Source organism: Marivita sp., from assembly GCF_020055675.1.
Lineage (GTDB): Bacteria > Pseudomonadota > Alphaproteobacteria > Rhodobacterales > Rhodobacteraceae > Marivita.
Genome location: NZ_JAIPUS010000007.1, coordinates 110,224 through 135,131, shown reverse-complemented (window position 1 = coordinate 135,131; position 24,908 = coordinate 110,224). Strand labels below are relative to the sequence as shown.

26 protein-coding genes are annotated in these 24,908 nt (G+C 61.2%); 3 read left to right on the top strand and 23 right to left on the bottom strand.

From position 1 onward, the window contains the following. Positions 1-35 precede the first annotated feature (35 nt). From LCF59_RS07345 to LCF59_RS07315, 7 genes are all read right to left on the bottom strand, one after another. Positions 36-719 carry a dihydroxy-acid dehydratase gene (locus LCF59_RS07345; RefSeq protein ID WP_292286798.1) on the bottom strand — a complete coding sequence of 228 codons (684 nt, stop codon included), beginning with the start codon at positions 717-719 and terminating at the stop codon, positions 36-38. 8 nt (positions 720-727) lie between these two features. Then, positions 728-2,491 (bottom strand): dihydroxy-acid dehydratase, encoded by a 1,764-nt coding sequence (gene ilvD / locus LCF59_RS07340; RefSeq protein WP_292286797.1) that lies wholly within the window; start codon positions 2,489-2,491, stop codon positions 728-730. Between the two features lie 170 nt (positions 2,492-2,661). Then, on the bottom strand, positions 2,662-3,984 hold the full coding sequence (locus LCF59_RS07335) for an FAD-binding oxidoreductase (protein WP_292286796.1): 1,323 nt from the start codon (positions 3,982-3,984) through the stop codon (positions 2,662-2,664). Beyond that, positions 3,981-4,799, bottom strand: a complete 819-nt coding sequence (locus LCF59_RS07330; protein ID WP_292286795.1) for an ABC transporter permease — start codon at positions 4,797-4,799, stop codon at positions 3,981-3,983. The genes LCF59_RS07335 and LCF59_RS07330 overlap by 4 nt, the downstream gene beginning before the upstream one ends. A 106-nt stretch (positions 4,800-4,905) precedes the next feature. Continuing rightward, entirely contained in the window at positions 4,906-5,796 is an 891-nt protein-coding gene (locus LCF59_RS07325; protein ID WP_292286794.1) for an ABC transporter permease subunit, read from the bottom strand. Between the two features lie 4 nt (positions 5,797-5,800). Next, positions 5,801-7,150, bottom strand: a complete 1,350-nt coding sequence (locus tag LCF59_RS07320; protein ID WP_292286793.1) for an ABC transporter ATP-binding protein — start codon at positions 7,148-7,150, stop codon at positions 5,801-5,803. A 67-nt stretch (positions 7,151-7,217) separates the two neighbouring features. Continuing rightward, complete coding sequence (locus tag LCF59_RS07315) at positions 7,218-8,303, bottom strand: polyamine ABC transporter substrate-binding protein (RefSeq protein WP_292286792.1); 1,086 nt, start codon at positions 8,301-8,303, stop codon at positions 7,218-7,220. Positions 8,304-8,482: 179 nt separating this feature from the next. On the opposite strand from LCF59_RS07315, the gene LCF59_RS07310 reads away from it, so the two are divergent. The 3 genes from LCF59_RS07310 (at position 8,483) to LCF59_RS07300 (ending at position 11,863) form a co-directional block, all read left to right on the top strand. After that, positions 8,483-9,163 carry a GntR family transcriptional regulator gene (locus LCF59_RS07310; RefSeq protein ID WP_292286791.1) on the top strand — a complete coding sequence of 227 codons (681 nt, stop codon included), beginning with the start codon at positions 8,483-8,485 and terminating at the stop codon, positions 9,161-9,163. 65 nt (positions 9,164-9,228) lie between these two features. Further along, positions 9,229-10,632: an aspartate aminotransferase family protein gene (locus LCF59_RS07305; RefSeq protein ID WP_292286790.1), complete on the top strand. Its 1,404-nt coding sequence runs from the start codon at positions 9,229-9,231 to the stop codon at positions 10,630-10,632. Positions 10,633-11,134: 502 nt separating this feature from the next. After that, complete coding sequence (locus LCF59_RS07300) at positions 11,135-11,863, top strand: GNAT family N-acetyltransferase (RefSeq protein WP_292286789.1); 729 nt, start codon at positions 11,135-11,137, stop codon at positions 11,861-11,863. 111 nt (positions 11,864-11,974) lie between these two features. Here the strand turns inward: LCF59_RS07300 and LCF59_RS07295 are convergent, their stop codons facing one another. The 16 genes from LCF59_RS07295 to rpoZ all read right to left on the bottom strand — a co-directional run bounded on the left by LCF59_RS07295 (position 11,975) and on the right by rpoZ (position 24,900). Continuing rightward, entirely contained in the window at positions 11,975-12,742 is a 768-nt protein-coding gene (locus LCF59_RS07295) for an FCD domain-containing protein (protein WP_292286788.1), read from the bottom strand. 59 nt (positions 12,743-12,801) lie between these two features. Next, complete coding sequence (locus LCF59_RS07290) at positions 12,802-13,248, bottom strand: molybdenum cofactor biosynthesis protein MoaE (RefSeq protein WP_292286787.1); 447 nt, start codon at positions 13,246-13,248, stop codon at positions 12,802-12,804. A gap of 3 nt (positions 13,249-13,251) precedes the next feature. Beyond that, positions 13,252-13,497, bottom strand: coding sequence for a molybdopterin converting factor subunit 1 (gene moaD, locus LCF59_RS07285; protein ID WP_292286786.1), 246 nt, complete (start codon positions 13,495-13,497; stop codon positions 13,252-13,254). A gap of 4 nt (positions 13,498-13,501) precedes the next feature. Beyond that, complete coding sequence (pgsA, locus tag LCF59_RS07280) at positions 13,502-14,161, bottom strand: CDP-diacylglycerol--glycerol-3-phosphate 3-phosphatidyltransferase (protein WP_292286816.1); 660 nt, start codon at positions 14,159-14,161, stop codon at positions 13,502-13,504. Positions 14,162-14,517: 356 nt separating this feature from the next. After that, positions 14,518-15,255, bottom strand: coding sequence for a DNA repair protein RecO (gene recO / locus LCF59_RS07275; protein ID WP_292286785.1), 738 nt, complete (start codon positions 15,253-15,255; stop codon positions 14,518-14,520). Positions 15,256-15,264: 9 nt separating this feature from the next. Further along, positions 15,265-15,603: a DUF1491 family protein gene (locus LCF59_RS07270; protein WP_292286784.1), complete on the bottom strand. Its 339-nt coding sequence runs from the start codon at positions 15,601-15,603 to the stop codon at positions 15,265-15,267. Next, a complete protein-coding gene (era, locus tag LCF59_RS07265) occupies positions 15,596-16,504 on the bottom strand; it encodes a GTPase Era (RefSeq protein WP_292286783.1) in 909 nt (302 codons plus the stop codon). Before era ends, LCF59_RS07270 begins: the two co-directional genes overlap by 8 nt. 40 nt (positions 16,505-16,544) lie before the next feature. Continuing rightward, on the bottom strand, positions 16,545-17,432 hold the full coding sequence (locus LCF59_RS07260; RefSeq protein ID WP_292286782.1) for a DMT family transporter: 888 nt from the start codon (positions 17,430-17,432) through the stop codon (positions 16,545-16,547). Next, on the bottom strand, positions 17,429-18,118 hold the full coding sequence (gene rnc / locus LCF59_RS07255; RefSeq protein WP_292286781.1) for a ribonuclease III: 690 nt from the start codon (positions 18,116-18,118) through the stop codon (positions 17,429-17,431). Before rnc ends, LCF59_RS07260 begins: the two co-directional genes overlap by 4 nt. Further along, positions 18,118-18,954, bottom strand: a complete 837-nt coding sequence (gene lepB / locus LCF59_RS07250) for a signal peptidase I (RefSeq protein ID WP_292286780.1) — start codon at positions 18,952-18,954, stop codon at positions 18,118-18,120. The genes rnc and lepB overlap by 1 nt, the downstream gene beginning before the upstream one ends. 55 nt (positions 18,955-19,009) lie before the next feature. Beyond that, positions 19,010-19,423, bottom strand: a complete 414-nt coding sequence (acpS, locus tag LCF59_RS07245; RefSeq protein ID WP_292286779.1) for a holo-ACP synthase — start codon at positions 19,421-19,423, stop codon at positions 19,010-19,012. Further along, on the bottom strand, positions 19,420-20,904 hold the full coding sequence (locus LCF59_RS07240; protein WP_292286778.1) for an alpha/beta fold hydrolase: 1,485 nt from the start codon (positions 20,902-20,904) through the stop codon (positions 19,420-19,422). The genes acpS and LCF59_RS07240 overlap by 4 nt, the downstream gene beginning before the upstream one ends. A 10-nt stretch (positions 20,905-20,914) precedes the next feature. Next, entirely contained in the window at positions 20,915-21,667 is a 753-nt protein-coding gene (locus LCF59_RS07235; protein WP_292286777.1) for a pyridoxine 5'-phosphate synthase, read from the bottom strand. Between the two features lie 25 nt (positions 21,668-21,692). Beyond that, a complete protein-coding gene (locus LCF59_RS07230) occupies positions 21,693-22,349 on the bottom strand; it encodes a DUF2062 domain-containing protein (RefSeq protein WP_292286776.1) in 657 nt (218 codons plus the stop codon). Between the two features lie 19 nt (positions 22,350-22,368). Further along, entirely contained in the window at positions 22,369-24,507 is a 2,139-nt protein-coding gene (locus LCF59_RS07225; protein WP_292286775.1) for a bifunctional (p)ppGpp synthetase/guanosine-3',5'-bis(diphosphate) 3'-pyrophosphohydrolase, read from the bottom strand. Between the two features lie 39 nt (positions 24,508-24,546). Further along, positions 24,547-24,900: a DNA-directed RNA polymerase subunit omega gene (gene rpoZ, locus LCF59_RS07220; protein ID WP_292286774.1), complete on the bottom strand. Its 354-nt coding sequence runs from the start codon at positions 24,898-24,900 to the stop codon at positions 24,547-24,549. Positions 24,901-24,908 lie beyond the last annotated feature (8 nt).

Sequence of the window (24,908 nt, the reverse complement as noted above, 5' to 3'; positions counted from 1 at the left end):
TTGGTGGCCCGGCTATTGAGGCTGCCGTTTGAGGATCATTGTTGCAGATCGCGGCGTTCGAATAAACGGCCAAGTCCCGCCCTCTGTTCATTCTCCGGCGATTGCGACTGTTCTGCACTCTCGCCGGTGGCAGGGACGAACCTGGCGCGGATGCGTGAAGAAACCGTGTTCAGGAAAGCGGCACCCTGCGTGCTGGCCAGCGGGCTGTTTCTGGGCGCATAGAGCGTGACGCCGACAAGATAGGGGCCGACCAGGAACGCGCCGCGCCAGTGGCGGGGATCGCTGCCCGCGAATGCCTCTGCCCCGCCGCTGGCCATTTGTCCGACCGTCACGGCGCCCAGTTCGCGGGTGCTCAAAAGCTCGGTCTGTAGCGCTGCGGCGAGGTCGGCCGGCGTCGGCGCGGGACCATCGGCCTTGCTGACCGTGACGATTGCAAGGGCCGGTTCGATCACCGGGCCCTGCGCGCCGCCCGACAGGATGTTACAGCTGGCAATCGCGGCGAACCCGCCCGTGGCGCTACGGCGCAGGGAGTTGGGATCGACGCAATACCCGTCGGGGCCGGAGACACGTATGTCCCCGCCCGCAAGACCGGCGGAGGTGAGAACCGACGCCTCTGCCCCCGCCGATGTGCCCAGCAGGGACATTCGGCCCGATGGGTCGATCTCATCACATCCGATCAAGACCGCCGCGCCCAGGAGCGCGGCGCAGAGTTTGTGCACCCGGCGCGTCACAGGTCACAATACTGGTGCGACTCTCCTTCGCCACCGGGATGTGTCACGGCGCCTTTATAGGTGGGACCGACAAGCTGAGCGAATTTCCAGATAGCCCCCGAGGTGTAGAGTGTCTCGCGCGGGGCGGTCCAGTCTGCCTTGCGGCGCGCCAATTGCTCGTCCGACAAATCCACGCTGAGCGACCCGGTCACAGCGTCGATGGTGATCATATCGCCGTTTTGGAGGAGACCGATTGGCCCGCCAAGCGCGGCTTCGGGGCCGACATGGCCGACGCAGAAGCCGCGTGTCGCGCCCGAGAAACGGCCGTCGGTGATCAAGGCGACCTTTTTGCCCATGCCCTGGCCGGACAGGGCCGCCGTGGTGGCCAGCATTTCGCGCATGCCGGGGCCGCCTGCGGGGCCTTCGTTGCGGATGACGATGACTTCGCCTTCCTCGTAACCTCGATCCTTGACGGCTGCAAAGGCGTCTTCCTCGGATTCAAAGACGCGTGCGGGACCCGTGAAGACCTGATGTTCGGCTGCGATCCCGGCGACTTTCACAATGGCCCCTTCGGGCGCGAGATTGCCCTTGAGACCCACGACACCGCCGGTCTTGGTGATCGGGGTGTCGATGGAATAGATCACCTTGCCATCCGATTCACGCTCGATCAGGTCCAGTTCCTCTCCGATTGTACGGGTCGAAGCGGTCATGCAGTCTTCGTGGATCAGGCCCGCCTTGCGCAGCTCCTTCATCACGACGGGTATGCCGCCCGCATCGTAGAGATCCTTGGCGACATGCGCGCCGCCCGGTTTCAGATCGACGAAATAGGGCGTGTCGCGGAAGATGTCGCACACGTCTTCAAGGTAGAACTCGATCCCGGCCTCATGCGCGATTGCTGGCAAATGCAGACCGGCATTGGTGGAGCCGCCGGTACAGGCCACGACGCGCGCGGCGTTTTCCAGCGCCTTGCGAGTCACAACATCGCGCGCCTTGATGTTCTGTTCGACCAAATCCATGACAGCTTTGCCCGACGCCTCGCCGTATTGATCGCGGGATTCGTAGGGTGCCGGCATGCCCGAGGAGTTGAACAGCGCCAAGCCGATCGCTTCGGAAACGCAGGCCATCGTGTTGGCGGTGAACTGGCCACCGCAGGCGCCCGCGCTGGGGCAGGCGACACGTTCGAGCATGTCCAGCGCCTTGTCGGACATTTCCTTGTTCTGATGACGTCCGACCGCTTCGAACATATCCTGGACGGTCAGGTCCCGGGAGCGGAAATCTTCGGGAATCTCGTCCACCTGCGGGGCACGCCCCGGCAGGATCGAACCGCCGTAGATGAACACCGACGGCACATTGAGCCGTACCATCGCCATCATCATGCCCGGCAAGGATTTGTCGCAGCCGGCAAGACCGACAACCGCGTCATAGGAATGGCCGCGCATCGTGAGCTCTACAGTGTCCGCAATCGCCTCGCGCGAGGCGAGCGAGGAGCGCATGCCCTCGTGGCCCATCGCGATGCCATCGGTCACGGTTATGGTGGTGAATTCGCGAGGCGTGCCGTAGCCTTGTTTCACGCCCATCTTGACGGCCTGAGCCTGGCGGCTGAGCGCGATATTGCAAGGTGCGGCTTCGTTCCAGCAGGTCGCCACACCGACGAGCGGCTGGTGGATCTCTTCCTCGGTCATGCCCATCGCGTAGTAGTAGGAGCGATGTGGTGCCCTTTCGGGGCCTTCGGTGACATGACGGCTGGGCAGTTTCGACTTGTCGAACGGACGCTTGAGCATGACGCTCCTCCCTGAATTCGCGTTTCCGTCCGGAATAGCGAACAGGCGAGAGCGGCACAAGAGATTGGGCCGCTTTCAAGCCATTTCGAAATGGCTTGGGTCAAGCGCGTTCGAACGCGCTTTGGACGCGGTTTGCAAACCGCGTCGGAAACGCCTTTCGAAAGGCGTTCCTACCGGTCCAGCAGGGCGGCGGCTGTGTAGGCTGGCGCAAGGAGCGCGCGGCGGGACGCCCCGAACGGGAACCTTTTGGGCGGCGCGGCAATAAATGCGGGCACCGGGCCACGGGGTGATCGTCCCAGCACGGCGTCGGCCAGCCGCGCTCCAAGATAGCTGCCCATCGCAACGCCATTGCCGTGATAGCCCATGGCTGCAAAGAGGCCGGGATGGTCCGGCACCGGCCCGGCAAAAGGCGTCAGCCTGCGCATCAGGCAGAGCAGCCCTGACCAGTCGTGGGTGACCTCGACATCCCGCCATGCCGGGAAGAGCGCATGAAAATCCGCGCGGATTTTATGGGAAAGGGCGGCCTCGGCGCGTGGCGTTGCACGCAGACCGCCACGCATGCCGAAGAGGAACCGTCCGTCGGGCATGAGCCGGAAATAGTGAAGCAGGATGCGGCTGTCATAGCACATCTGGAGGCTCGTCCAGCCCTGACGGGCTTGCTCGCCCTCCGTGATCGGACGGGTGACGATGATCGACGATTGCACCGGGACATACCGGGCGCGCAGCCAGTCCGGCACGTCCTCGGACGAATAGCCATTGGTGGCGAGGATCACGGTGTCGGCGGTGATCACTCCGGACGGGGTGGTCACGCGCCATGTGCGGCCGGTGCGCGTGATCGACTGCGCAGGCGTCTGGCCAAAGAGGCGGGCGCCTTGGCCCTGTGCGGTGTGGGCCAGGCCTGCGTGGTATTTCGCCGGGTTGAGCGCGAAGCCGATGGGCAGGGTGACGCCACCGTGAAACGCCCCGCCAAGGCCGCGTTGGCGCAGCTGTTCGGCGGGAATGATCTCGGGCGTGACGCCATAGGTTGCCTTGGCTTCATCTGTGCTTGCCAGCATGTCGCGCATGGCCCTGGGCGTATGGGCCAGCAGTGTTTCGCCATTCGAATGGCGGTCTGCGTCGATGCCGTTTTCCGACAGCAGCGCATCCACATGGTCGACCGCCGCGCGTTCCGTCTTGTGCCACTGGCTGCGCTGGTCCTGATCAAAGCGACGCGCCATCAGACCGCCGCCCAGCTTCGACCCGCCAAGGCAGCAGAAGCCGCCATTGCGCCCAGATGCTCCCCAGCCGGGCTGTTCCGCGTCGATCACGGTGACTTTCACGTCCGACCGCGCCAGTGCGAGGGCTGCGTTCAGCCCGGTGAAGCCGCCGCCGATGACGACGGCCTCTGTCCTGTGGTCGCCGTCAAGCTGCGGCTGGTCTGCGGGGGGTGTTGTGTCGCGCCACCAGCAGTTTGCGGGCGTGTCATAGGCCAGTGGCTCGTAAATGCGCCTCATAGGGGGCGTTCGGCCAGCTGTTCATCCCGCGCCTGTCTGACGGCCGCCTGTTTCGTCACAAGCGATGCCGTGATGACGCCGACCGTGACGATGGCGATCATGATGGTCGAGAGCGCATTGATCTCGGGGCTGACGCCAAGGCGCACGGCCGAGAATATTTTGATCGGCAGGGTCGTGGCCGAGGGGCCGGTTGTGAAGCTGGCGATAACCAGATCGTCCAGCGACAGGGTGAAGGCCAGAAGCCAGCCCGAGATTACCGCCGGGGCGATGATCGGGAGGGTGACAAGCCGGAACGCTTCGAACGGGGAACACCCGAGATCGAGCGCCGCCTCTTCCAGGGATTGGTCGAAACTGATCAGGCGGGAGGAGACGACCACCGACACGTAGCACATCGAAAACGTGGTGTGGGCCAGAACGATGGTCAGCACGCCCCGGTCGAGACCGATGCCGATGAAAAGCAAGAGCAGCGACAGGCCGGTGATCACCTCGGGCATGACCAGCGGGGCATAGATCATGCCCGAGAACAGCGTGCGCCCGCTGAACCGCCCGGCGCGCACCAGCACATAGGCCGCCATGGTCCCCAGAACGGTTGCAATGCTGGAGCTGATGACCGCGACCTTGAGCGTGACCCAAGCAGCATTCAGGAATTCCTCGTTGCGCAGCACTTCGCCATACCAGCGTGTCGAGAAGCCAGCCCAGACGGTAACCAGTTGCGAGGCATTGAAGCTGTAAACCACGAGAATGATCATGGGCAGGTAAAGGAAGGCAAAGCCCAGGGTCAGCGCGGTGGCGTTGAACCACGAAAAGCGAGTCATGGCGTGCCTCCCGAGGTTTCGAGTGCCGGCGCGGCCGACCGGCCGTAAGGGGCACCCCCGAGCCTCCAGGGGATTTGCGGTCCAAAAAAACCTGTATCCCGCTGTGTCATCCGTTCGCCTCGCGCTGTTTCTGTTCGTTGCGTTGGAACAGGATGATCGGGATCACCAGGATCAGCAGCAGGATCACCGCCACCGCAGAGGCCACAGGCCAGTCACGGTTCGAGAAGAATTCTTCCCACAGGACTTTGCCGATCATCAGCGTGCCTGAGCCACCCAGCAGAGATGGGATCACGAATTCGCCGATCACCGGGATGAAAACGAGGAAGCAGCCCGCGATAATCCCATTCTTCGACAGCGGAACGGTGACGAGCCAGAACGCGCTGAGGCGCGAGCAGCCAAGGTCTTCGGCGGCTTCGAGCAGGCTGTCATCCATCCGTTCCAGCGCCGAGTAGATCGGCAGGATCATGAACGGCAGATAGGTGTAGACGATGCCGATATAGACAGCCGTGTTGGTGTTCAGGATCGTCAACGGGCTGCTGATGATCCCGGTCCACAGCAGGAACTGGTTCAGCAGCCCCTCGTTCGACAGGATGCCCATCCAGGCGTAAACGCGGATCAGGAAGCTGGTCCAGAACGGCAGGATGACCAGCATCAGAAGGGTGGGGCGCCATTCTGGGGCGGCGCGGGCCATGGCGTATGCGATCGGATAGCCCACAAGCAGCGTTATCACCGTCGAGAACAGCGCGATGCGAAGCGAGCTGAGATAGGCCTTCCAGTAGAGATCGTCGGTTGTCAGGAAGACGAAGTTTTCGAAATCGAGCGCGGCGAAGAACGATTTGAGGCCTTCCCACCCGGCCGACAGATCAAGCTGCGGCATGTAGGGCGGGCGCGCCAGTGCGATATCGGACAGCGAGATCTTCAGCACGATCACGAAGGGGATCAGGAACAGGGCAACAAGCCACAGGTAGGGGACCGCGATGAGGAGAAAGCGGCGCATGTCCTTACCCTTTCAGCACGACGCCGGAGGTTTCTGAAAAGCTGACCCAGACCGCATCTTCCCAGGTGATGTCGCGCCGCGCAATGCGCCGGACATTGGTGACCTGCACCTTGACCATGGGGCCGTTGTCCAGTTGCACGTGATATGTCGACAGGTTTCCAAGATAGCCGATATCGATCACCGTGCCGGGCAGAGCATTCGGGGTATCCGGCTTGTTCTTCGCGATGTTCAGCTTTTCCGGCCGCAGGGCAAGGGTCACTGCCGCGCCTGCAAGTTGGGGATCGCCGTTCGCGACAACGATCGGCGGGTGCCCGTCAGCCCAATGCAGGGCGATGCCCCCGGTCTTGACCGGTGATTGCAGGGCAGGCGTCGGCTTGGTCTCGGACGGGGCGGGCAGCTCCTTGGGGTTCGGCGCGCGCTTGCCAAGGAACGGAAACAGCAGCGTGTTCTGGAGCCATTCGCCATAGGCGTTGGGCTGTGGCGCATCGGGTTTCGCGGGTGGCGGCGGTGCGCCCTCAGGGTCCGGTGTGGTCGTCGGCTCGATTTGATCCCGGGGCGTGGCGGGAGACATGCGCGCCTCGGCACGGCCCTCGATCAGGTTCACGTCGCCGATGAAGTCAGCGACATAGATACTGTTCGGAGCTTCGTAGATCTCGTCCGGGGTGGCGACCTGAACGATCTTGCCCTCGTCCATCACGGCGACGCGGGACGCGACGGTCATCGCTTCTTCCTGGTCGTGCGTGACAATGACGAAGGTTGTGCCGGTTTTTTCCTGGATGTCCATCAGCTCGAACTGGGTGTCCTGGCGCAGCTTTTTGTCGAGCGCGCCCAAGGGTTCGTCGAGGAGAAGAAGTTTCGGCGCCTTGGCCAGGCTGCGGGCAAGGGCAACGCGCTGGCGCTGACCACCCGAAATCTGGTGCGGTTTTCGTTTGGCGAACCGATCAAGGCGTGTCAGGCGCAGCATTTCCTCGACCCGCGCCGCGATCGTGTCCTTGTCCTTGCCTTCCCGTTTCAGCCCGAACGCGATGTTGTCCCAGACCGACAGATGCGGAAACAGCGCGTAGGATTGGAACATCATGTTCACCGCGCGCTTGTTGGGCGGCACATGCGACATGTCCTGCCCCGAGATCAGAATCTGGCCCTCTGTCGGCGTTTCGAACCCGGCGAGAATGCGCATCATCGTGGTTTTGCCACATCCCGACGGGCCAAGAAGGGCAAAGAACTCCTTGGAATAGATATCCTGTGTCAGATCGTCGATGGCAATGAATTCGCCGAACCGTTTCGTGACGTTCTTGAACTGGATAAGTGGTTTTTCGTTGGGATCGTCCCAGGGAGCAAAGACGGTCTGGGCCACGGTGAAGTCCTTTGGCACGAGATACCTGTCCGGCGGGCGCACCCGCCGGACCCGGAGATGGTCTGGCTCAGGTGCCGGATTTGACCTTTGTCCACATCCGCGTCAGCGAACGTTGTTGACGCGGCGGGAACGGGGTCACCGAGTAGAGGTTTTCGAGTGTTGCCGCGTCCGGATAAATGGCCGTGTCACCGATCACGTCCTCGATCAGATATTCCTGCGCGGCCTTGTTGCCATTGGCGTAATAGACATAATTCGACGCCTGCGCCATGTTCTGTGCATCCATGATGAAGTTCAGGAACGTATGCGCTGCATCCGGGTTCGGCGCATCAACCGGGATTGCCATCTGGTCAAACCACATCAGCGCCCCTTCGGTCGGCGCGTTGTAAGCGATGTTCACGTCATTGTCGGCTTCCGCGGCGCGGTCACGCGCCTGAAGGATGTCGCCGGACCAGCCGAACGCCACGCAAATATCTCCGTTGGCGAGCGCGTTGATGTATTCCGAACTGTGGAATTTCTGCACATACGGGCGCACGGCCATCAGTACCTCTTCGGCCTTGGCCAGGGCCTCGTCATCCTTGCGGTCCGGATCGAGCCCGGCATAGCTGAGTGCGGCCGGCACCATTTCGGTCGGTGCATCGAGGAAATGCACGCCGCACTCCGCGAGTTTTTCCATGTTCTCCGGGTCAAAGATCAGGTCCAGCGACGAGATGGGCGCGTCATCCCCGAGCACCTCGGTGACCTTGTCGACATTCACGCCGAGGCCGGTCGTGCCCCACATGTAATTGATCGAATACTCGTTTCCGGGGTCATATTGTTCTGTCCGCTGTTCGATGGTGTCCCACATGTTGTCGATGTTGGGCAATTTGGATTTGTCCAGCTCTTGAAACGCGCCCACCTGGATTTGGCGTTGCAGGAACGTGCCTGTGGGGACGACCACATCATATCCGGACCCGCCGGCGAGCATCTTGGTTTCCAGGAGTTCGTTGCTGTCGAAGACGTCGTAGATCAGATCAATCCCGGTTTCTTCCTCGAACTTGGTGAGCAGCGCTTCGTCGATGTAATCGGACCAGTTGTAGACGCGCACTTCCTGGGCATGGGCCACCGTGGCCAGAAGTGCGGCACCTGCGGTCATCGTCAGCAGATGAGTTTTCATGAAGTTCTCCCGTTGATCCCAAGACGCTTGTAGCCTTTTGGACTTTATTTTGATCAAATGTTGCCCAATCTGGCAATAGGTATGATGTTTTCACGCCCTGCGCGATCGTGCAAGATGACTTGTCACAGGGCAGTGTTCCGGCAGTCTGCTCAAAGACGCGGCATAACGAGAGACAGGCGATGCGCGGTCAAACATTACCCGGGCGCGGTGCTGGCGCGGATCGTGCGCCGACCCATGAGCGCGTCTATCGCCAACTGCGCGACCAGATCCTGTTCGGGGAGTTCGAACCCGGTCAACCTGTCACGATCCAGGGGCTGACAGACGCGCTGGGCGTCGGCATGACCCCGGTGCGCGAGGCCTTGCGGCGGTTGACGGCGGAAGGGGGGCTCGAGTTCATGGGCAATCGCCGTATCGCTGTTCCGGTGCTGGATAAGCGCGCGGTGGACCAATTGACCGTTGCGCGCGTTGCGCTTGAGCCAGAGCTGGCGCGCCGTGCGGCGCGCTGGGCCAGTGCCGGGGATGTGGCTCGCCTGACCGCCATTGACGCATGTCTGGACGATGCGATCAGGCGGGGGGATGTCGGCCGGTATCTTGTCGAGAATCATCGCTTTCATTCCGATCTCAACAGCCTTGCCGACGCACCGATCCTGACCGGGATGGTGGATCGCCTCTGGCTGCGTTTTGGCCCGTCGCTGCGGGTGGTCTGCGGTCAGATGGGCACCCGGAACTTGCCGGACCGTCACAAGGATGTGTTGGCAGCGCTGTCGTCACGCGATGCAGACGCGGCGGCACAGGCAATGCAGCGCGACGTGACGCAGGGCATGGAGCAAATCAACCAGGGACTCGCCCGATTCGATTGACTTGCAATAATTTGATCATATTTTGCCGCCAACCGCGATAGAAGCCCGTCAAAAGGATGTCTCCCATGGCCTTGATCAGCAATCACATGCCCACCTCGGAATTGCAGGCCCTGGATGCGGCGCATCACATGCATCCTTTTACGCATGGGGCAGGGCTTGGCGAGACCGGCGCACGCGTCATAACGCGGGCCGATGGCGTCTGGCTCAATGACAGCGATGGCAATCGGATCCTCGATGCGATGGCGGGTCTTTGGTGCGTGAACATTGGCTATGGCCGTAAGGAACTGGCCCGGGTTGCCGCGCGGCAGATGGAAGAGCTGCCGTTCTACAACACGTTCTTCCAGACAACGCATGTGCCGGCGATCGCCCTGTCGCAAAAGCTGGCGGAACTCGCCCCTGACGGATTCAACCATGTGTTCTTTGCCGGTTCGGGATCCGAGGCGAATGACACCAACCTTCGCATGGTGCGCACCTATTGGGCCGAAAAAGGCCAACCCGAACGCAATATCGTGATCTCGCGCTGGAACGCCTATCATGGATCGTCGGTCGGCTCTGGGTCACTGGGTGGCATGAAAGGCATGCACATGCAGGGCGGGATGCCGATCCCCGACATTCACCACATCGACCAGCCGAACTGGTGGGCCGAAGGCGGCGACATGCCGCCAGAGGACTTCGGGCTGGAACGCGCCCGCCAGTTGGAAACCGCAATTCAAGATCTGGGGCCCGACCGCGTGGCCGCCTTCATCGCCGAGCCGGTGCAGGGCGCAGGGGGCGTGATCGTGCCGCCCGAGACCTACTGGCCCGAGATTCAGCGAATCGTCGACAAGTATGGCATCCTGTTGATCGCGGACGAGGTGATCTGCGGCTTCGGCCGGACCGGCAATTGGTTCGGCAGCCAGACCATGAACATCCGCCCGCATATCATGACGATCGCCAAGGGGCTCAGCTCGGGTTATCAGCCCATCGGCGGGTCGATCATCTGTGACGACGTGGCCGAGGTTATCAACGCGGTCGAGTTCAACCACGGTTACACCTATTCCGGCCACCCGGTTGCCTGCGCCGTGGCCCTGGAGAACCTGCGGATTCTGGAAGAGGAGGGCATCGTCACCCGCGTGAGGGAAGAGACAGCGCCGTATCTCAAGGAAAAGTTCGAGTCGCTGACCGACCACCCGCTGGTGGGCGAGGTGAGGATTGTCGGCATGATGGGCTCCATCGCCCTCACCCCGGACAAAGGCACCCGCGCCAAGTTCGAGGCTGACGAAGGCACAGTCGGCCTCATCTGCCGCGAACGCTGCTTTGCCAACAACCTGGTGATGCGCCACGTCGGAGACCGCATGATCATCTCCCCCCCGCTGGTGATCTCGAAGGACGAGATCGACACCCTGATCGCGCGGGCCCGGCAGTCGCTGGACGAGTGTCTGGGGCGGTTGAAGGCGGAGGGGTTGATGAAAGCGCGCGTGGCAAGCTAGACGCAGTTGCGCGCGCCAAAGCCCAGTACGGAATCAACGCGAAGCCGCCGCATTGGTCCGAGCCAAATGGACGATACTGCCCCTTGGCCTGGCTATTTGGTGTGCGTAAGCCCATGGAGTGGTCACTAGGGTTTAGACCGTAGCCAGACACGGCAATCATAAAGCGCCGCCGATCTCCCGTTACAGACCTCGTTCAGAACAGGCCGTGCAATGAAAAGCGCAGATCAAAAAGAGCTATCTGATCATCCGGGATGAATGACCGAGATGCGGCACTAGAGCAGAGATCGGAGACCATATTGGTATGCCGTTGACTGAGAACCTGGCCTCCCTCTTCTGGCGTAACAAATGTATGCGGCGGAAATTCGATCGGCTGACGGCATCGGGACGAATGCCACTCGGCTTGTGCTTGGACAGAGAAACAAACTGTTTCTAAAAATAAAGATGAATAATCATTGTAACTTATTTTGTGATGCCCAAGTCGAAATGACACTGGGAGGATTCAATGCCCCGCACCGACAAAGAAAGCTATCTGCTTCCATGTGGACAGACGCTGCAGCTTAACCGGCGCCGTTCTGAGGGAATCCTGACGCAGGCTGAGTTGTCGTTCTGCAATGCCAATGACATCCCTGTCGCCTATGACCCTTTGCAAAGTGGTTGGTTGCCTGCACAGGTCATTGATGACCTGCACACCAATGAAATCCTGGACATTGCGCATCCAAGAGTTCCAAAGACCAAAGCCGCTTTTTCGCTCGATCTGCGTTTGCGGCCATGGGAACAAAGCGACCTACCGCGCTTCAGACATTTGTTGGATGACCCTTTGATGTGGAAACACATGCCAGAGGATTATCCAAACCCGTTGTCTTGCAATATGGCAGAAGCGCTTATTGATCTTGCCAACGCCAGAAATCATCATCGAGTTTATGCAGTCCTTCATGACAACCTTCCAATCGGGCAGGTTCGGTTGCTCTTTGAATGCGATCCAGAGGACCTTGAGGTTGCTGAACTCAGTTATTGGATTGGTCGTGACTATTGGGGGCAGGGATTTGCCAGTGCAGCAGTGCGTGCGTTTGCGCGACAAAGCCTGGCTGAAAATTCCGGCTTGAGCACACTAATTGCGAGGGTCAAAAGAAAAAACGTTGCTTCATGGCGCGTGCTGGAAAAGGCTGGCTTCTTACTAGAAGGTGATGATGCATCTTCTGACTGGCTTTTTATGCGAAAGCCGCGTCCATGAGACGGTGGATCCAGACCTTAATGAAAATAAAGCCCGCGTTCTGGCTCCAAATCAGACCCGGTCGGATCGAAATCGCAGCCATGGTACGGGTTTGAAACGGAACACTAATACCTATTTCCGCCCGACATGCTCCAACCTCTGCCGGGCCACCGCCTCGTGCGCGTCGGCCTTGCGGTTATCCGCCAGACACGTCTCCACATACGACAAATGATCCACCACCGCCTGCCGCGCGCCTTCTGGGTCGCGCGCTTGCAGGGCGTCGTTGATCGCGCGGTGTTGGTCCAAGAGCGTCGCGCGGGTCGTTTTTTGGCGGAACATGATTTGCCGGTTGTAGAACACCCCTTCGCGCAAGAGTTGGTACATCGACCGCATCATGTGCAGCATGATCACGTTGTGGCTGGCCTCGATGATGGACAGGTGAAACTCCGCGTCCAGCGCCGCCTCGTCGGACGGGTCGCGTTTCGCGTGCGCGGCTTCCATGCGGTCAAAGACCGCGCCGATCACCGCCAGATCCGTGTCCGACCCCAACCGTGCCGCGCGTTCCGCTGCCAAACCCTCCATGTCGCGGCGGAAAGACAGGTAGTCGAACACCGCCTCGTCATGCGCCGCGAAGAGCTGGATCAGCGCCTTCGAAAACGCTGACCCGAGGACATCGGCCACATACACCCCCGCGCCTGCACGGCTTGTCAGCAAGCCGCGTTCCGACAGGTCCTGGATGGATTCACGCAAGGAGGGGCGCGAGACGTTCAGCCGGTCCGCAAGTTCACGTTCCGACGGCAGGCGTTCTCCCGGACGCAATACACCTTGCAGGATCAGTTTCTCGATCTGGCGCGTGACAGATGTGGACAGTTTTTCTTGTGTGACGGGTTGAAACGGCATGGTGCTGGCGATTGCTTTGTATTGGTCAAACGATATGACCAAAATGTCCTGTCCACAACCTACCAGCGGGTGAGCGCGTCCTCGTCCTCGTCTTTTGCGGCGACCCAGCCGGCCTCTCCACCGGTGCTGTGCTCTTTCTTCCAGAAGGGCGCGCGGGATTTGAGGTAATCCATCAGGTACTCTGCTGCCTCGAAGGCATCTTTGCGGTGCGGCGCGGCTGTGGCGACCATCATGATCTTTTCGCCGGGCGTCATTTGTCCGTAGCGGTGAATCACCAGAACATCACCCAAGGACCAGCGGCATCGCGCCTCTTCGGCGATTTTCTCAAGCGCCTTTTGCGTCATGCCGGGGTAGTGTTCGATCTCCATCGCATTGAGCCCGCCGCCGCGGAAATCACGCACCACGCCCGTGAACGTAACAATCGCCCCCATATCGTGGCGGCCATTGGCAAAGGTCTCGGCCTCTTGCCCGAAATCGAAGGGGGCGTCCTGAACGATGATCCGCATGGGTCAGCCGCCAGTCATCGGCGGGAAGAACGCCACTTCGCGTGCGTTCCTGATGGACGCATCGAAATCGGTGAGTTCCTGATCCACGGCCACCCGCAACGCGGCGGGATCAGAGAAGGCAAGGTCATAGCGTTCTTCGCGCGCACGCAATTCGGCCACAAGCTCGGCCACGGTTGCGGCGTCGGTTGTCACTTTTTCCTTGGGCAGGCCGATCCGTTCCCGGACCCATGCAAAATACAGAACATCCATCTGATCAATCCTTCAAGTAGGGCACCGCCTTGCGGAAATAGTCAAACCCGGTGATCAATGTCAAAAAGGCGGCAACCCATAAAAGTGCGATCCCAAGGGTCCCGGCCCAGATCATGCCAGTGTGTTTCCACCGCAGACCGTGCAGGTCTTCGACATTGCCCGACAGGACATCCTGAAAAATCTCCGGATCCATGCCGATCACCGAAATACCAAGGTAATGTTCGAACACGCCTTGAGCAAAGAGAACCGCAAGAGCAACCATCTGAAGCGTGGTTTTCCACTTGGCCAGTGGGGTCACCTTGAGCGTGCCCGCGGTATCGCCAAGGAATTCGCGCAGGCCCGAGACGAACACTTCGCGGAAGAGGATAAATGTCGCCGGCAGCACGAGCCAGGGCGACATCGAGGAATACCCGACAATGACCAGAAGCGCGATGACCACCATCACCTTGTCCGCGATCGGGTCCAGCATCGCGCCAAGCTTGCTTTCCTGTTTCCAGGCACGGGCAAGGTAGCCGTCGAACCAGTCCGTGATGGCCGCCAGGATGAACAGGATGAGCGCAAACCAATCGGCAGCAGGACGCGAAAAATACAGGAACATGAGAGCGACTCCCGGCGCGGCCAGAAGGCGCAGGAGTGTCAGGATATTCGGCACCGTCATGTTCATACGCATTACCTATCGTGGCTTCCCGCAACTGAAAAGACGGGGTGGCTTGATTTCCCCTGCTGCGACGGTCTGACCTGAGCGATGCGGTCGGGAAACCTGCCTTTGCGCCCCGCTTGATGCGCGCTCCGCGCGAAACGGCCCGGCACTGTTCTGCGATCGTGTCTGGATGTGGGTCCGGCACAAGATCAATGGCAAACCGTTCGAGGCACAGGCCAAACACACCGTCTGGCTTGATGGCGTCTCCGGTTTGCCGGCAGCGTGAAACAGCGCCATGACGAAACGGGTCGTCATGACCCGGCGGGCGGTCGCGGGCCGCATCTCGATCCTGTGCATCAAGACCGGCGACATCATGGTTTTCACCCGGACGGCTCACGCGGGCGGGCAAGACGGTCGATGAACCGTGCACGGGCGGCCGGCAGGGGCTGCCCGCTTTGGTCCGCCGCGAGCTTGTGTTCGAGGAAATACCCCGTGGCGCCGAGCGCCGCCGCGATATCCGGATCAGTGGCATCGCCTTCTCCCCTGAGAGCGGGGGGCAGAGGCAGCATCCGATCCGCCCAATCCCCGGCTCCCCTGGCCGAGACCGCGCGCCCGGATTTTGGCGAGATATAGACTAGGCCATCCTCTGCTCCGGTGACGGCACAGCATCGAAGGTCGAGGCCGTATCCCATCTCCTCCAGCAGCGCGGTTTCCCATCGCAGATAGGCCAGCGGCCAGAGGTCCGTTTTGTCCAGCAGATCCAGCAAGGTCCGGGTTTGCGCATAAAGCCCGGGATGCGCCTCGCGTTCCGGCAGGACAAACGACAAAAGGGCAACAACCGCGTTCAACCCGGCAAGGATGGTTCTGTCCTGCATCGCGATTGCCGCGCGGGAGCGTTGCAGTTCCACGGAAAAGCTGCCCAGATGTTCTTCGAGCCGTGCGCGCCAGGCCAGATCAAGCTGTGCGCCGGGTTGCAGGATCGGGGCCACCTTGCGCGACGCGCCGCCCCGGACAACGCCTGAATGGCGTCCGCGCTCCGGGGTGAACACATCGATGATCATGGAGCTTTCGCCATGTCGGCGGCTGCTCAGCAGAATACCCGTGTCGCGCCAGTCCATGCTGCCAGCCTAGCCCGATAATCCGTCTTCATCCAGAAGATGCCGGCCGTCGCGATCCTCGACCTCGATCACCCAAAGATCCCGGTCGAAACCGCGTTGCCGCGCGATGCTGGCGTCCACATCCGGCTCGGCTCCGTCGGCAAGCACCTGCCATTCCCGTTCACCGCTCATCAGGTCATACTGGCGCATGAAGGCCTTGGCCTGACCGTCAAGTGTATTGAGCTTGATCAGAACCGCGCCCGCGGTGTCGTCACCATGTGCTGTCACAAAGGCGGGGATGTCGACCAGCGACAGGCGGTGCAGGTAGGCTTGCACCCAGAAACCGCTGGCCAGCCGGGCCTCAGCCATTGCCGTCCTTGAAATTGAGACCCATCTCGGAATACCGCTCGGCCTCGTCCAGCCATTTCTCGCGCACCTTCACCTGCATGAACAGGTGGATGCGGCGGCCAAGGAACTCTTCCAGCTCTTCGCGGGCGGCCTTGCTGATGGCCTTTATCGTCTCGCCCTTGTTGCCCAGCACGATGCCTTTGTGCCCGTCGCGAACCACGTAGATGATCTGGTCGATCCGGGCGGACCCGTCCGGGCGCTCTTCCCAGCTCTCGGTCTCGACTGTCAACTGGTAGGGCAATTCCTGGTGCAGGCGCAGCGTGAGCTTTTCACGGGTCATTTCCGCCGCGATCATGCGCAGAGGCAAATCCGCGATCTGATCCTCCGGATAGAGCCAGGGGCTTTCCGGCATCATGGAGCCGAGCCATTTGCGCAGGTGCTTCACGCCATGGCCCTTTTCAGCCGAAATCATGAAACTTTCGGTGAACGGGAACCTGTCGTTCATGTCTTTCGTCAGCTTCAACAGATGCGGCGCTTCAACTCTGTCGATCTTGTTGATGGCAAGGGCAACCGGACGGTCGCCGGCCACTTCGCCCAGGTTTTCAAGGATCGCTTCGACCCCGTCGGTGATCCCGCGATGCGCCTCGATCAGCAGGACGACGACATCGGCATCCGACGCCCCGGACCATGCCGCGGCGACCATTGCTCGGTCAAGCCGCCGGCGCGGCTGGAAAAGGCCGGGTGTGTCGACCAGAACGATCTGCGCATCGTCTTCGATGGCCACACCCCGGATGCGCGCCCGCGTCGTTTGCACCTTGTGGGTGACGATGGACACCTTCGCGCCGACCATCTGATTGGTCAGCGTGGATTTGCCCGCATTGGGCTCCCCGATCAAAGCGACGAAACCGGCGCGCGTGGTCATACTGTCATCCATCTCCAGAAGTTCGGCGTCATACTCCAGATCATCGGCCAGAGCCAGCCCCGACTTTGCGTCCGCTGCGCACCAGGGTGTAAACGCCGCTGCCCACGATCAACGTGGCGCCGATCAGGGTGAGCGCGTCGGGCCGTTCTCCGAATACGAGATAGGCAAACACCAATGCGATCAAAAGCCGGGCATAGCGGAAAGGCGCGACCACCGAGACTTCGCCGGTGCGCATCGCCTTGGTCAGGGCGCTATAGCCGATCAGACCGGACAGGCCGGTCCCGGCCAGAAGCGCCAGCGCCGGCAGGCTCGGCGCGGCCAGAGACGCGGGTTCGAAGAGTGTGATCGTGACACCGGCGATGAACACCATCAGAAAGCCGAGAATTCCCAATTGCGTTGCCGACACCTCGGGTGGGCTGGCACGGGTCATCAGGTCGCGCCCGGCAAAGCCGATCATGCCAAGGACCGCGAAGATCGCGGTTGCATCAAAGCCGGAGGGTGTCGGGCGGACGATCATCAAGACCCCCACAAACCCGACCGACATCGCCATCCAGCGGCGCAGCCCCACCTGTTCCTTGAGCACCAGCGCCGCGCCAAGCGTCACAACCAGGGGGGCGGCCTGAAGAATCGCGGATGTCGTGGACAGCGGCGCAAACGCAAGGCTGAGCGCGAAGAACAGGCGCCCGAGAATTTCAAAGGCGGAGCGAATCAAGAGCGGGCCTTCGATATAGGCGCGCCTGACAAGAGGTTCCTTGATCCACAGGGCGTAAAGCGCAAAGAACCCGGCGCCGAAGATGCCGAACAGCATTGTGCCGACCCCGGCAGAAACATCGCCGGTGCCGGTCGCCGCCTTGAAGAAAGCGTCTTCTATGGCAAAGCCCAGCATCGCCAGCACCATGAACAAGCTGCCACGCAGGTTGTCGCTCAAGACTGGTCCGCTTCGATCACGGCCAACAGCGCGTTGGCTGCAGCCTGTTCGGCCAGACGTTTCGATCCGGCCTTGGCGTCTGCCGATTGCCCGTTCTCCAGCCGGGCTTCGATGACGAAGATCGGGGCATGGTCCGGTCCGTCGCGCGACAGCTCGACATAGATGGGTGGTGCCATGCCGCGGGCTTGCGCCCATTCTTGCAGCGCGGTCTTCGCATCCCTGGCATCTTCCTTGACCGAGTTGATCCGCTTGCCCCAGAGACGCAGGATCAACGCTTTCGCGGTATCGAACCCGGCATCGATGTAGACTGCCGCGATCACCGCTTCGAGCGCATCGCCCAACAGGGCTTGCTTGCGCCGACCGCCAGACAGCATTTCCGACCGGCCAAGTTTGAGTGCCGCGCCCAGATCGATCTCGCGCGCGACCTCTGCGCATGTCTCCTTGCGCACAAGGGCGTTGAAGCGCGGCGCCAGCTGGCCTTCGCTGGCGGCCTTGTCCTCGGCCAGCAAGGCTTCGGCCATGACAAGGCCAAGCACCCGGTCGCCAAGAAATTCCAGCCGCTGGTTGTCCTCCCGGTTGACGCCGCCGCGCGAGGAATGGGTCACTGCGCGGACCAGCAACTCGGGGCGGTTGAACCGATGCCCCAAACGCCCCGACAGCGCCTGTAGGTCAGCCGAGAGTTTCACTATTCGATTTTCTCGTAGAAGCGGTCAGCGCGCCATGTCCAGAAGAACAACATAGACGATCCGGCAGACGAGAAGATCACCCGATTTGCCTTGCCCACGAGGTTTTCGAACGGGACGTATCCGACACCGCCCGCCACACTGGGCACACGGCTGTCCGAGGAATTGTCGCGGTTGTCCCCCATCATGAAGTAATGGCCCTCGGGGACGGCATAGACCGGTGTGTTGTCCGAGCCCTGGTTGCCGATATTCAGGATCGAATGGGTTTTGCCATTGGGCAGTGTTTCAAGGAAGCGTTCCTTGATGCAGGTGCCCCCGCTCCCAACCGGCCCGTTGGCGCAGCGCGGGCGCAGACCTTGCGGGCCTTGCGGGTTTGCGGTTTCCTCGAAATCGGGTTGTGGTTCAATTTCGACGGCTGTCCCGTTGATGTGCAACACGCCGCGGATCATCTGGATCTTGTCTCCGGGCAGGCCGATCACGCGCTTGATGAAATCGCGGCCGGTCACCGGGTGACGAAACACGGCCACATCGCCGCGGTCCGGCTCGGACCCGAACAGGCGGGTGTTGTCGCCATCAGCCCAGCCGCACAGGTCCGAGGCGTCGATATCAATGCCGAAATTCGGCAGATAGAGCGACGGGCAGGAGGCATAGGAATAGCCGTAGGACATCTTGTTGACGAACAGGAAATCGCCGATCAGCAGCGTGTCTTTCATCGACCCGGAGGGTATCCAGAAGGGTTGAAAGAACAGGGTCCTGAACACCCCGGCAATCAAGAGGGCATAGACGATGGTTTTGATCGTCTCGACGATTGTGCCGCTTTTGGTGGATTCCGAGGCCATGATCCTGCCTTTTGCTCGAGTGTCCCGCGCTACATGAGCGGGGGCGGCGCGGGTGTCAAGCCGAGGGGGCAGGACGGGGCCGTGCTTCGATCACCACCATCGCCTGCGCCCATGGGTGATCGTCTGTCAGCGTGACGTGAATGACCGCGTCGAAACCCGGCGGTGTCAATTCGTCCAGACGATCCCGGGCCCATCCAGTGACCTCCATCACGGGTTGCCCCGTGCGCAGGTTTCGTACCGACATGTCCTTCCAGGCGATCCCCATGCGCAAGCCGGTGCCAAGCGCCTTGGAGCAGGCCTCCTTTGCGGCCCAGCGTTTGGCATAGGTGCCGGCGACATCGCGGCGACGTTCCGACTTGCGCTGTTCGATATCGGTGAACACGCGGTTGCGGAACCGGTCGCCGAACCGTTCCAGCGTGCCGGCGATGCGATCGATATTTGCCAGATCGGTGCCAATTCCGAGTATCACGTGCCGCCTCCTGACGCGTCGAACATGGGAAAGCTGACGCCAAGCGCCCAGGCAAGGATGATACCAAGCGCGAGACCCGCGACAAGCGGCCCGGCGCGTTTGCCAAAGGCCCGGCCCATCGTGCCGTGAACCAGGAAAAACAGAACGATCACCGGCGCAATGATGATCAAAAAGAACAATCCTTCGAAATCCAGTGCCACTGCAATTCCCAGAGACAGCAAAAGCGCAACCCGTGCCGCGATGCGCCGCCAGATCGACGCTTTCCAGACCAGTTGCGCGTCCGCGACCATGAACGGCACAGCCCCAAGGATCAGCGCTGCGATGATTGGCAGGCGCTCGGTCACGGGAAGGAAATTCGCCCCGTAGCGATCAAGCGCAAAGCCGAACACGCCGATGCCCCAGGCAACCAGGATGACAATCGCGAAAGCCATCGGAAGCGCACCGAGCCAGCCGAATGTCACGCGCCCCCAAAGCAGTCGCTGCATCAACAATGTCAGCGCGCCGAAGACGCCGAGGTGAATCGCAAGGTAGTCGGCGACCAGAACCGGCAGGACCCCGAAATCCAACGGAAGGGCGAGGACTGGCGTCAGCATCGCTGGAACCGCGAGTGTGGCGACAAATCGCGCGCTGCCGGGTTGTTGTTTCGGGGGCAGGTCGCGGCTTGGCAAGAGCCGCTGCGCGAGGGGGACAGACAACAGTGTGATCGCCGCCATCAGCGCGAGGAAGGCCCAGCCGGTAAACGGGACCGATACTGTTTGGGTGCGGTTGTAATACCTGTTCAACCAGTTCAGCGCATCGGCACGGCCGGCCCGCGAATGCAGGATGGACACATGCTCGACCCACGGCGCAACGCGTGCGGATCTCATCACATCCCCGCGCATTACGGTTTCGCCTTCCTCGGCCTCTGGATCAAGCATCCTGAGCGTGGACACGCCGAACGCGCGAAGATGCGGTTCCCATTGGCCCGCGACAAGGAGCATGTTCTCCGGCTGAGTCTCTGTCACCGCCTGCGAAAATGCAGATAGCAGCACCAGCGGTCCGGTCTCGACCTCGGCGGCAACCCGGATCAAGACATCGGTTGCCATGGAATGCCCGAGCAGGGCGACAGGTTGGCGCTCGGGAAGATCTGCAATCACCGACTTGGTCTGATCCAAAAGCCGTCGGGTCGTGCCGTCTATCCGCGTGACATCACCGGACATCGGCACGGGATTCGTGCCATGTCCTTGGAAATCGAACAGGTGCACCCGGTAACCGGCCTGTGCCAGAACCAGCCCGTAGCCCTGCATCATCTCCCGAGACCCGGCAAAGCCATGTGCAACAACCACGTCCGGCCCGTCTGCGCCGTCCTGCGACAGGGTCGTAACCGGCGTGTTCCCGACCTTGCGTTCGGTGAAGGTGACGCCGTACCTCGCAGATTCCAGAACGAAGATCGACACAAGCCCGATCAGGACAGCGAGACGTGTCAGGGCAGGCCGCGACATGGCGCTTCTTTCACGCGCGTGCCGCGTCCATCAGGCGACGCATTTCATGCAGGGCGGGACCAAGCCCGCGGAACACGGCTTCGCCGATCAGGAAATGACCGATGTTGAGCTCCATCACTTCCGGGAGCGCGGCGACAGGCGTGACCGTGTCGTAATTCAATCCGTGGCCGGCATGCACTTCAAGCCCGAGCGAATGGGCATGGGCCGACATTTCTCGGATCATTTCGAGTTCGCGGTCGCGATCGTCGGTCCGGCCCTCGGCATCGGCATCGCAATACGCGCCCGTGTGCAGTTCGATCACCTCGGCGCCGATGCGATGGGCGGCCGCGATCTGGCGCGCGTCAGCCGCGATGAAGATCGACACACGGCACCCGGCCTCGCGCAGCGGGGCTATGTAATGCGCCAGCTTGTTTTCCTCGCGGACAACGTCCAACCCACCCTCGGTTGTCCGTTCTTCGCGTTTTTCGGGCACAAGACAGACCGCATGCGGTTTATGGCGCAGCGCGATCTTCTGCATTTCGTCCGTTGCGGCCATCTCGAAGTTGAGCGGCACCGTGAGCGTTTCCATCAGGCGGTCGATATCGCTGTCGATGATATGCCGGCGGTCCTCGCGCAGATGCGCCGTGATCCCGTCGGCCCCGGCCTCTTGCGCTAGCAGTGCTGCACGTACCGGATCGGGAAGCCCCCCGCCGCGCGCGTTGCGAAGCGTTGCCACGTGGTCGATATTCACACCCAGCCTTATATGGCCTGCGTTGTTCGTCATAGTCGCCTCCATGTCACCGCTGAACCTAGTCTGCTGACCGTGTGTCGTCAGCCTGTTTCTTCTTTTTCTTGAGAGATGCAAGTTTCGCCTTGAGAACACCTTTCTTGCGGCGGTTCTGGTAGGCGCGGATCAGCGGCACCGAGATGTAATAGCAGATCAGCCCGCAGATGATCCCCGGCAAGATTCCCCCCACCATCCATGGAAAGAACACTTCGCGGTAAAAGATCGTCAATGCGGTCCAATCGGGATCCGACTGAGTAAAGACCGCCACGCAATTGCGCCAAAGATCCTCGCCCGCCTTGGCGAATTTATAGCCGATGCTGCCATGTTCATGCGCAGGTTCTCCAAGGTCCAGCAGCCAGTATCCGGTTTGCAATGACGCGATGCTGATCGGAACATAGGTCAGCGGATTGCCAAAGAAGGTGGCCAGCAGCGCGGCAACGATGTTGCCGCGCATGATCCAGGCAAGGATGCCGGCACAGATGAAGTGCAGGCCATAAAACGGAGTGAATGTGGTGAGCACACCCGCAAAGATACCGCGTGCAATCGTTTCGGGCGGATCGGGCAATCGGTTGAGACGGTGCTGGACATATCGCGCCGCGCGGCCCCACCCGCCACGTGGCCACAATGCCTCGCGGAGGGTGGCCCAGATTGACCGCCTGTCCCGCCGTTTGAATACCAACGCGAATCCCTTCGATCTACTATTCGGCCGCGGCCGCTTGCATCGACAATGCGGGATCTCGCCGTCGGACGACAGAGGCGACATCGCTTTCCGCCTCGAGTGCTGACATCACCGAATGCAGGTGGTTGGCGTCACCCAGTTCGACATCCAGGAGCAGTCTGTAAAAGTCCGGTTTGCGATCCACAAAGTTCAAATCCGAAATATTGGCCTTCTGTTCGCCAATCAATGTGCAAATGCGCCCCAGCACCCCCGCATCGTTGCCGATCGTCAGTTCAAGGGAAACCGTGTAGACGGGGGGATGGTTTCCGGTGGCCCAATGCAAGTCGAGCCAGCGCGACGGCTGATCCTCGACTCCTTCGAGCGCGCCGCAATCAATACCGTGCACGACTACCCCCTTGCCGCGCTGCACGATGCCGACAATGCGTTCGCCGGGCAGCGGCTGGCAGCAGGGAGCACGGTGGAACGCCTGTCCTTGGTTCAGACCGATCACCGCACTTTGTGTTTCGACAAACTCCGTTGGCTCGGGCGCAAGGTCCGGATAAACGGCCGCGACCACTTCGCGCGCCGACATTTCCGCGCTGCCAAGCCGGGCCAGCAGTTCCTGCGCATCGGCAATTCGCAGGTTCCGCGCTGCCATTTCCAGCACCTTGTCGCTGGCTTTCTTGCCAACATGCTCGAACGCGGAGCGTGCCAGTTCGCGTCCCAACTGGGCAAAGCGTTCCCGCCCCGCCACGCGCAGGGCGCGCCGGATGGCGGATTTCGCCTTGCCGGTGGTTGCAATATCAAGCCATGTCGCCTGCGGGCTTTGGCCTTCGGCGGTCACGATGTCGACGGATTGCCCGTTCTTCAAACGCGTCCAGAGCGGCACGCGGATGCCGTCGACCTTGGCCCCGACACAGGCAGATCCGATCCGGGTGTGAATGGCATAGGCGAAATCGAGCGGGGTGGCGCCGCGCGGCAGTTTGACCACATCCCCTTTCGGTGTGAAACAGAACACCTTGTCGGGATACATCTCGAGCTTCACCGCTTCGAGGAATTCGTCGTGGTCGTCCTCCCCGTCGAATTGCTCGGTCAGCGAGGCGACCCATTTTGCCGGGTCGACGGCAAACGGGTTTTCGCTTCGGACCCCGTCCCGGTAAGACCAATGCGCGGCCACGCCTGTTTCGGCGACGTCGTGCATCTGGCGTGTCCGGATCTGAACCTCGACCCGTTTGCCATCGCGGCCCGAAACGGTGGTATGGATCGATCGGTACCCGTTTTGTTTCGGTTCGGAGATGTAATCCTTGAAACGTCCGGGAATGGCGCGCCAGCGCTGGTGGATGACACCCAGCGTTGCGTAGCAGTCGGCTTTGGACCGGGTGATAATGCGGAAGCCGTAGATATCCGAGAGGCGGGAAAAGCCGATTTCCTTTTCCTGCATTTTGCGCCAGATCGAATACGGCTTCTTGGCGCGCCCGAACACCTCGGCATCGACACCGGCTTTTTCCAGCTCCGAGCGCATGTCACCTGTGATCCGATGGATCACGTCTCCGGTTTCTTTCTGGAGCGTGATGAAGCGGCGTATGATGCTCGCACGGCCCTCGGGGTTGAGGACGCGAAAGGCGAGGTCTTCCAGCTCGTCGCGCATCCATTGCATGCCCATGCGGCCTGCAAGCGGCGCGTAGATGTCCATCGTCTCGCGCGCTTTCTGGACCTGTTTTTCCGGCTTCATCGCCTTGATCGTGCGCATGTTGTGCAGACGGTCGGCCAGCTTTACCAGGATCACCCGCAAATCCTTGGACATGGCCATGAAGAGCTTGCGGAAGTTCTCGGCCTGCTTGGTCTCGGAACTCGACAGTTGCAGGTTGGTGAGCTTGGTGACGCCGTCCACCAGCATCGCCACCTCGTCGCCGAAACGCGCCGAGATTTCGGAATAGGTGGATTTCGTGTCTTCGATCGTGTCGTGCAGCAGCGCTGTGATGATCGTGGCGTCATCGAGCTGCTGTTCGGTCAGGATCGCGGCAACGGCGACAGGATGCGAGAAATAGGGCTCGCCAGAATGGCGAAACTGGCCCTCGTGCATCTCGCGGCCGTACGCATAGGCCGCGCGGATCAACGCTTCGTTCGTGCGTGGATTGTAGTTGCGCACCAGCGCAACAAGGTCGTCAGCGGCAATCATCGGTGCCTCATTCACATGCGGCCCGCGTTGCGGCAGACCTTAGCTCTGGCCTTGCGCCTCCATCAGCGCGCGCAGCAGTTTTTCCTCGGAAAGATCGTCTTCGGCCGGCTTGTCGGGTTCCGCGCCCATGAGCAGCGCCATTGCATCCTCTTCCGGTTCGTCGACTTCGATCTGTGTCTGGTTCGACTCGATCAGACGTTCGCGAAGCTCGTCTGCCGACTGGGTCTCGTCTGCAATTTCGCGCAGCGCAACAACCGGGTTCTTGTCGTTGTCGCGATCGACCGTCACAGCGGCACCGGCCGTCACTTCGCGGGCGCGGTGCGCAGCCAGCATCACCAACTCAAACCGATTGGGAACCTTGTCGACGCAATCTTCAACCGTTACGCGGGCCATGGAAACTC